General features: G+C 71.0%; 7 protein-coding genes. 3 read left to right on the forward strand and 4 right to left on the reverse strand.

From position 1 onward, the window contains the following. A partial coding sequence (locus VOI19_RS11175; protein WP_323793041.1) for a S8 family serine peptidase occupies positions 1-2,273 on the reverse strand: 2,273 nt, incomplete at its 3' end. A 115-nt stretch (positions 2,274-2,388) separates the two neighbouring features. On the opposite strand from VOI19_RS11175, the gene VOI19_RS11180 reads away from it, so the two are divergent. Beyond that, a complete protein-coding gene (locus VOI19_RS11180) occupies positions 2,389-2,736 on the forward strand; it encodes an MmcQ/YjbR family DNA-binding protein (protein WP_323793042.1) in 348 nt (115 codons plus the stop codon). Here the strand turns inward: VOI19_RS11180 and VOI19_RS11185 are convergent. Then, positions 2,697-4,316: an adenylate/guanylate cyclase domain-containing protein gene (locus VOI19_RS11185; RefSeq protein WP_323793043.1), complete on the reverse strand. Its 1,620-nt coding sequence runs from the start codon at positions 4,314-4,316 to the stop codon at positions 2,697-2,699. The genes VOI19_RS11180 and VOI19_RS11185 overlap by 40 nt on opposite strands. A 119-nt stretch (positions 4,317-4,435) precedes the next feature. Between VOI19_RS11185 and VOI19_RS11190 the strand changes: the two genes are divergently transcribed. Further along, entirely contained in the window at positions 4,436-5,134 is a 699-nt protein-coding gene (locus VOI19_RS11190; RefSeq protein ID WP_323793044.1) for an SDR family NAD(P)-dependent oxidoreductase, read from the forward strand. Positions 5,135-5,173: 39 nt separating this feature from the next. On the opposite strand, the gene VOI19_RS11195 is transcribed toward VOI19_RS11190, so the two are convergent. Further along, the gene (locus tag VOI19_RS11195; protein WP_323793045.1) at positions 5,174-5,638 is read right to left on the reverse strand and encodes a MarR family winged helix-turn-helix transcriptional regulator; all 465 of its coding nucleotides are present in this window, start codon (positions 5,636-5,638) and stop codon (positions 5,174-5,176) included. Positions 5,639-5,744: 106 nt separating this feature from the next. On the opposite strand from VOI19_RS11195, the gene VOI19_RS11200 reads away from it, so the two are divergent. Beyond that, entirely contained in the window at positions 5,745-6,116 is a 372-nt protein-coding gene (locus VOI19_RS11200; protein WP_323793046.1) for a DoxX family protein, read from the forward strand. A 50-nt stretch (positions 6,117-6,166) separates the two neighbouring features. Here the strand turns inward: VOI19_RS11200 and VOI19_RS11205 are convergent. Next, positions 6,167-6,711, reverse strand: a 545-nt coding sequence (locus tag VOI19_RS11205) for a putative PEP-binding protein (RefSeq protein WP_323793047.1), incomplete at its 5' end; no start/stop codon positions are given.

Consider the following 6,711-nt stretch of genomic DNA (forward strand, 5'->3'; position numbering starts at 1 on the left):
GTCGGCGACGGGGTCGGCGTCGGCGTCGGCGTGGGCGTCGGCGTAGGCGTGGGCGACGGCGTCGGCGTGGGCGACGGCGTCGGCGTGGGCGTGGGTGTGGGGCTCGGCGTCCCGATCACCTTGGCCCCGATGGTGTAGGCGCAGCCACCGGTCGCGGTGTCGGCGTCCGGCACGAGTAGTCCGAGCTGGCGCCGCGAGACGAAGTTGAGTCCGGCGATGACTTGGCCGGTGGCAACTGCGCCGGGAAGGGCGGCAGACTTCCAGTCGGTGTCGGTCAGCGTCACGCTCAGCTCGTCGGTCGCGGCGTCGAAAGCGCCGGCCAGCCCCGAGACCAGGGTCTGTCGACCGCCGGTGGTGCCACCGAAGTTGCCCAGCACGAAGCTCTCGCCGTCGTCCACGGTGCGCTGGGCCGTCAAGAAGTAACCGGCGCCCCCGAGGGTGAAGTTGAGGTCGAAGTACTCCCCGAGGCCGCTGGCGCCGCCGGGCTCGGGTTGGAAGTCGGTGACCTTGACGTGGAAGGTGACCGCGGTGCCCGCCTCGTTGGTGGTCAGCCAGCCCTCGAGCATGTCGAGCTCGTCGACGCTGGGCGTCGGGGTGTCGGCACCGAGCACCGAGCTGGCGTCACCGGCCGGGTCGGAGAAGCGGGCGTCGGCCGGGCAGGTCTGCTCCTCGACCGCGGGCGCCTCGAGCCCGGTGAGGCTCGAGACCGCGGCGAGCATGTCGACCAGGCCGTGCCCGGCGTCGAACGACGTCCCGGTGGTCGAGGCAGCATTACGCGGGTCGGCGGTGTAGGCGCGCGAGCCGCCGTACTGGTGAGCGGTGTTGACCAGCAGCGTCTCGATCTGCCCGGGAGTCAGCAGGTCACCGGTGGTCTCGAGAGCGACCTGCTGGAGGACGGCCACGTAGCCGGCGATGTGCGGCGCGGCCATCGAGGTGCCCGAGATCGTGTTGTAGTCCGGGTCGGCGGTGTCGAGGCCGGTGGCGCAGATCGTCAGGTAGACGCGGCAGGCCGAGGTGATGTCGGTGCCAGGCGCGGAGATGTCGGGGTAGGTGAACGGCGAGCCGCTCTTGCCGCGCGACGAGGAGGAGTTGAGGTCGTTGTCACGGCTGCCGCTGCCGGCGTCGTCGTAGTTGGCGACGGACATGACGCCTGGCGTCGGGTCGGACCCGGGGCCGTTGGTGGCGCTCTCGGTGCCGTCGCCGCCGTCGTTGCCGGCGGCCCAGACCACGGTCACGCCGGCCTCGACGAGCTTGCGCTGGACGATCGTGTTGGGCGCGGTGGGGCTGAAGTCGCTGCCGCCGGCAGGGCCCCAGGAGTTGTTGACCGCGACGATCGGCGCGCACGAGCCGTCGCCGCACGGGTCGGCGTGGTGCTTCAGCACCCAGTAGAGACCCGTCGTGCCGCTGGAGATGCTGAGGCTCACGCCCGTGCTCACCGCGACGATGTCGGCGTCCGGAGCGCTGCCCCGCAAGGTGCGGCCGCCGGCGTCGACAACCGTACGACCAGCCGCGATGCCGGTCACGTGGGTGCCGTGGCCACCGGCGGAACCGGTGTCGGTGTCGTTGACGAGGGTGGCGTCGACGGTGCACTCGTCGACGGACTCGTAGTCGGTGAAGATCCCGACGATGTCGTGGCAGGCGATCTTGACGTTCTTCTTCACGCGCGAGCTGCCCTCGGCGTCGTCGAACATCGGGTGGGTGCCGTCGGTGCCCGAGTCGACGATCGCGACCGAGGTGCCCGCTCCGGTGAAGGAGTCGAGGACGCCGTCGGTGTCGACGTCGAAGGCACCCTCGTGGACCCGGCGGGCGCGAGTGGCTTCCTGGCTGGTGTCACCGGCGAAGGCGATCTTCTCGTCGGCCCAGTCGAGCCGCGTCACGTCGTCGGTTCGGGAGAGCTCGCGCACCTGGGCTGGTGTGCCGGTGGCGGTGACGATGCCGATGTCGTCGAGGGAGACACCGGGCTGGAGCCCGGCGAGCGCCACGGCGCGCTTGGCGGCCTTGAGGTCGCCCCCGGCCTGCACCATGACGGTGACCGGCTTCTGGGCACGCACGGCACCGAGGTGCTCGGCGAGCGCCGGCTGGATGACCGTGCCCGCAGCGGGGTCCGGCACGACGGCCGTCGCGGCGACCGCGGGCACGTCGAGGCCGGTGAGGGGCGCTGCTGCGGCACTGGTCGACTGGGCGAGGGCTGGGAGCGCGACGATCGAGGCGCCGAGGACGGCGGAGGCCGTCGCGGCGCGGAGGATCGTGGCTCTCGAGGTGAGGCTGACCATGTGAAGTCACTTCCGGGGGAGGGAGGGCTCGGGCGATGCCCTGCTTCCTCAACGAGCGAGTCCGCGTGGAGTTAGTCAAAATCGGTAACGTGTTCCAGTCGGCGATACTTCGACCGTGTCCGGCATCCCCGACTTCGTCGATCTCGCCCTCCAGCTCCCAGGGGCCTCGAGGGTCGACCACGAGCGCTACAGCGCGTGGAAGGTCGCCGGGTCGACGTTCGGCTACCTGTGGGAGCCGACCCGCACCGTGGGGTTGAAGCAGACCCTCGCCGAGCAGCTGGCCCTGGTGGCGATGCGCCCCGAGGCGTTCGAGGTGCAGTTCACGATGGGCGCCTTCGGCTGGGTCGTGGTCCACCTCGAGCAGGTGGAGCGCGACGAGCTGGCCGAGCTGACCTTCGAGGCGTGGCGGCTGACCGCGCCGGCTCAGAGCGTGGCCGAACGGGCCGACCGACTGCCCGTCTGACCCGGCTCCTGCGAGTCGTCCGCCAGCTCGTCCGACAGGTCGTCCGGCAGGTCGTCCGACAGGTCGTCCGACAGGGGCAGCGGTGCGAAGAGCTCCACCGGTGCCGACTTGCCCTTCAGCGGCAGCTGGCCGCGGGAGACCAGGTCGTGCCCCCGCACGAGCATGTCGCGGGTCGCGGCGGTGATCAGGACGTCGTCCCCCGTACGGCGGGTGGCGGCCTCGACGCGGGCGGCGACGTTGACGGCGTCCCCGATGACGCTGAAGTTGAGCCGACCGGCACCGCCGAGGGGCCCGGCGACGACACGTCCGGAGTTGACCCCGGCCGCCACGGTCAGGCCGCTCGTGCCGAGCGCGACGGCATCCACGATCATCCGGGCGGCATCGACGGCACGGTCGGCGTGGTCGGCATGGAAGTCGGGGGCGCCGAAGACGGCGAGCAACCCGTCGCCGAGGAACTTGTCGACGTGGCCGCCGTAGGCCTCGATGATCGGCACGATCTCGGCGAAGAGACCGTTGAGGGTGGCGATCACCTCGGTCGCCGCCGCCTTCTCGGCATACCTGGTGAAGTCGCGGACGTCGCAGAAGAGCAGCGAGAGCTCGACCTCGACGCCCTCGGCGGGGAACTGTCCGCTCAGGATCAGCCGGGCGACGTCGCGGTCGACGTACGTGCTGAACGCGTCGCGCAGCTCTTCACGCTCCGCCAGCCCGCTCGCCATCCGGTTGAAGTCGTTGGCCAGCTGGCCGATCTCGTCGCGGCTGAGCACCGGCACCCGGTCGTCGTAGTCCCCGGAGCGGACTCGCTCGAGGCCTCGTCGTACATGGCCCAGCGGCTCGGTGACGCTGGCGCTCAGGAACGTCAGCAGCTCGGCCGAGAGGAACAGCCCGATGCCCAGCGACGTGAGCACGACCAGCGCCAGTCGTTGGGAGCCCCCGCCGTCGGAGACGAGCGCGGCGACCGCGATCCCGGAGGACGACGTGTAGGCGGGCAGCGAGATCCACAACCGCGTGGTCAGAGGCAGACCCTTGGCTCGGAAGATGAAGTCGTCGGGCAGCGCCGCAGCGACGTCCTCGATCAGCGGTCGCGCGAGCACCTCGCCCACCGAGTAGCTCAGCACGGTGGCGTAGACGGCCGGGATCAGGCTCGCGAGCAGGATCGCGCCGAGGCCGGCCCACCCGGTCCCCCACACCAGGGAGGAGGCGACCGACGTCGGGACCACGGTGACCAGCACGACCGTGACCGAGCTGCGGCGGTAGTGGGCGAGCGTCAGGGTGGTCGCGGCCTCCCACGCGGCGACCGTCTCCCGGGGGGTCGCCATCGCCGTGCGCTGCCACCGCTCGATCTGGGCGTAGGTGTCGTTCGAGCGCAAGGACGACGACGCCACCGAGGCGCTCGTGAGCGCGGCCGCGATCCCCATCACCGCGATGACCTGCCCGGCCGAGACCTCGGGGTAGAAGCGAGAGGCGAGGAAGACGGTGACCACCACGACGACGAGGGCCGCCCACGTCTCGCCCGCGAGCATCACGTAGCGGTAGCGCGCGCCCAAGGTGCGGTAGAGACGGCGCGTGGAGGGCGGGGGCACGTTCGAAGTCTGACGACTGACCACGGCGGTGTCGAGGTCGGCACCACCGGGACGGGCGGAAGGCCGACGAGGCACGTCGGGGTGAGCACACGAGGCACACGCGGGCCTAGCGTCGCGGCATGGACATCGAAGGAGCACGGTTCCTGGTCGTCGGCGGTTCCGGTGTTCTGGGCGGCCTCACCACCCGCGCCCTGGTCGACGCCGGCGCGCGCGTCGTGGTGACCGTACGCGACCAGGACCGCCTCACCGAGGCGGCCGCCGCTGCCGGCACGGATCCGATCACCCTGGACGTCATCGACGTCGAGGGGTGCGCGGCCGCGGTGAAGTCGGCTGCTGATCAGCTCGGCGGTCTCGACGGCCTGCTCGTCGCGACCGGGGTGCCGGCGTTCGGCGCTGCGCTCGACACCGAGGCGGCTGTCGCCGAGGAGCTCTTCGCGGTCAACACCCTTGGCCCGATGGCGCTGGTGCGTGCCGCCGGCCCGCTGCTCGCGGAGTCAGGTGGAGTAGTCGCGGTGCTCTCGGCGATCCTCGCGGACCTCCCGACGAACCAGATGGCCGACTACTCGGCGTCCAAGGCGGCCCTCTCGGCCTGGCTCGGCGTCGTACGGCGTGAGAACCGGCGCGCCTTCCGCGTGCTCGACGTACGACCTCCGCACCTCGACACCGGGCTCTCCGACCACCCGTTGGCCGGCACCGCCCCCAAGCTGCCCGAACCCCTGCCCGGCGCCGACGTCGTCACCGCGCTGCTCCAGGCGCTGCGCGACGACAAGTCCGAGATCGTCTGGGACCCCAAGGCCAAGGAGCTCATCCTCCGCTGATTTCTCGCCGAGTCGGCGCGTCTACGCGCCGACTCGGCATCACCGTGGAGCCGCCTCGCCGGGGAGGATCGCCTCGAGGATGCGCTGGAGCGTCGGCAGGTCGGCCGGGTCGACGCGGTCGAGCACGTGGGCCCGGACGCCGGCGACGTGCGCCGGCCAAGCCTGCTCGAGGCGGGCGAGCCCGGCCGGGGTCAGGCTGACCGATCGCGCCCGCGCGTCTCCCGGCACGGTGCCTCGTACGACGTAGCCGTCGCGCTCGAGGTCGTGCACGACCCGCGTCATCCGGCTCGGCGACAGCACCGCGGCGTCGGCAAGGTCGCTCATGCGCAGCGCTCCCTCGGGCGCCTCCGAGAGATGCATCATCACGACGTAGCGCGTCATGGTGAGCCCGTCGCGCTCCACCAGGTCGTCGTCGAGCGTGCGGACCAGGTGCGGCATCACGCGGGCCAGGGCGACCCAGGCGGCCGATTCGACCGGCGAGAGCGGTAGCGGCGGGTTCGTCACGCGCTGATTGTCGCACCAGGAATGGCTTTCCTTGCGGTGGCAAGGAATAGTTGCGGCACGTTACTTGCTAGAGCAAGCACTTCACCCGTCGAAAGAAAGAACCCGCATGGACATCGTCATCTGGATCCTGTCCGGTCTCCTCGCCCTCGTCTTCGTCGCCGCCGGGGCGATGAAGCTCGCCACCCCTCGTGCCAAGCTGCTCGAGAACCCGCAGATGGGCTGGGCCGACGACTTCTCCGCACCCCAGATCCAGGCCATCGGCGCGATCGAGGTCCTCGGCGGGATCGGTGTCATCCTGCCGTGGCTGCTCGACGTCCTGCCGGTGCTCACACCGCTCGCCGCGCTCGGCCTCGCGGCCACCATGGTCGGCGCGATGATCCAGCACGCGCGCCGCGACGAGAAGGAAGCCCTCCCCAAGAACGCCGTCCTGCTGGTGCTGGCCCTGGCCGTCGCGGTCATCCGCTTCGCCCAGCTCTGACCCCTCGCCGAGTCGGCGCGTCTACGCGCCGACTCGGCATCAGGGGTGGGTCAGGAGGAGGCCCTGGCGAGGCGCAGCCAGGTCTCCACGACGGTGTCGGGGTTGAGCGACATCGACTCGATGCCCTGCTCGAGCAGCCAGTCGGCCAGGTCGGGGTGGTCGGAGGGACCCTGACCGCAGATGCCGACGTACTTGCCGGCCTTCTTGCAGGCCGTGATCGCGGCGCTCAGCATGTGCAGCACAGCAGGGTCGCGCTCGTCGAAGCCCTCGGCAACCAGGGCCGAGTCGCGGTCGAGCCCGAGCGTCAGCTGGGTCATGTCGTTGGAGCCGATCGAGAAGCCGTCGAAGTGCTCGAGGAACTGATCCGCGATCACCGCGTTGGACGGCACCTCGCACATCATCACGACCTGGAGGTCGTTCTCGCCGCGCTTGAGCCCGTGCTCGCCGAGCAGCGCGATGACGCCCTCGGCCTCGCGGAGCGTGCGCACGAACGGGATCATCACCTTGACGTTGGTGAGCCCCATCTCGTCGCGCACGTGCCGCAGCGCCTCGCACTCCATGGCGAAGCACTCCGCGAAGTCGGCCGAGAGGTAGC

This window comes from Nocardioides sp., assembly GCF_034670285.1.
Lineage (GTDB): Bacteria > Actinomycetota > Actinomycetes > Propionibacteriales > Nocardioidaceae > Nocardioides.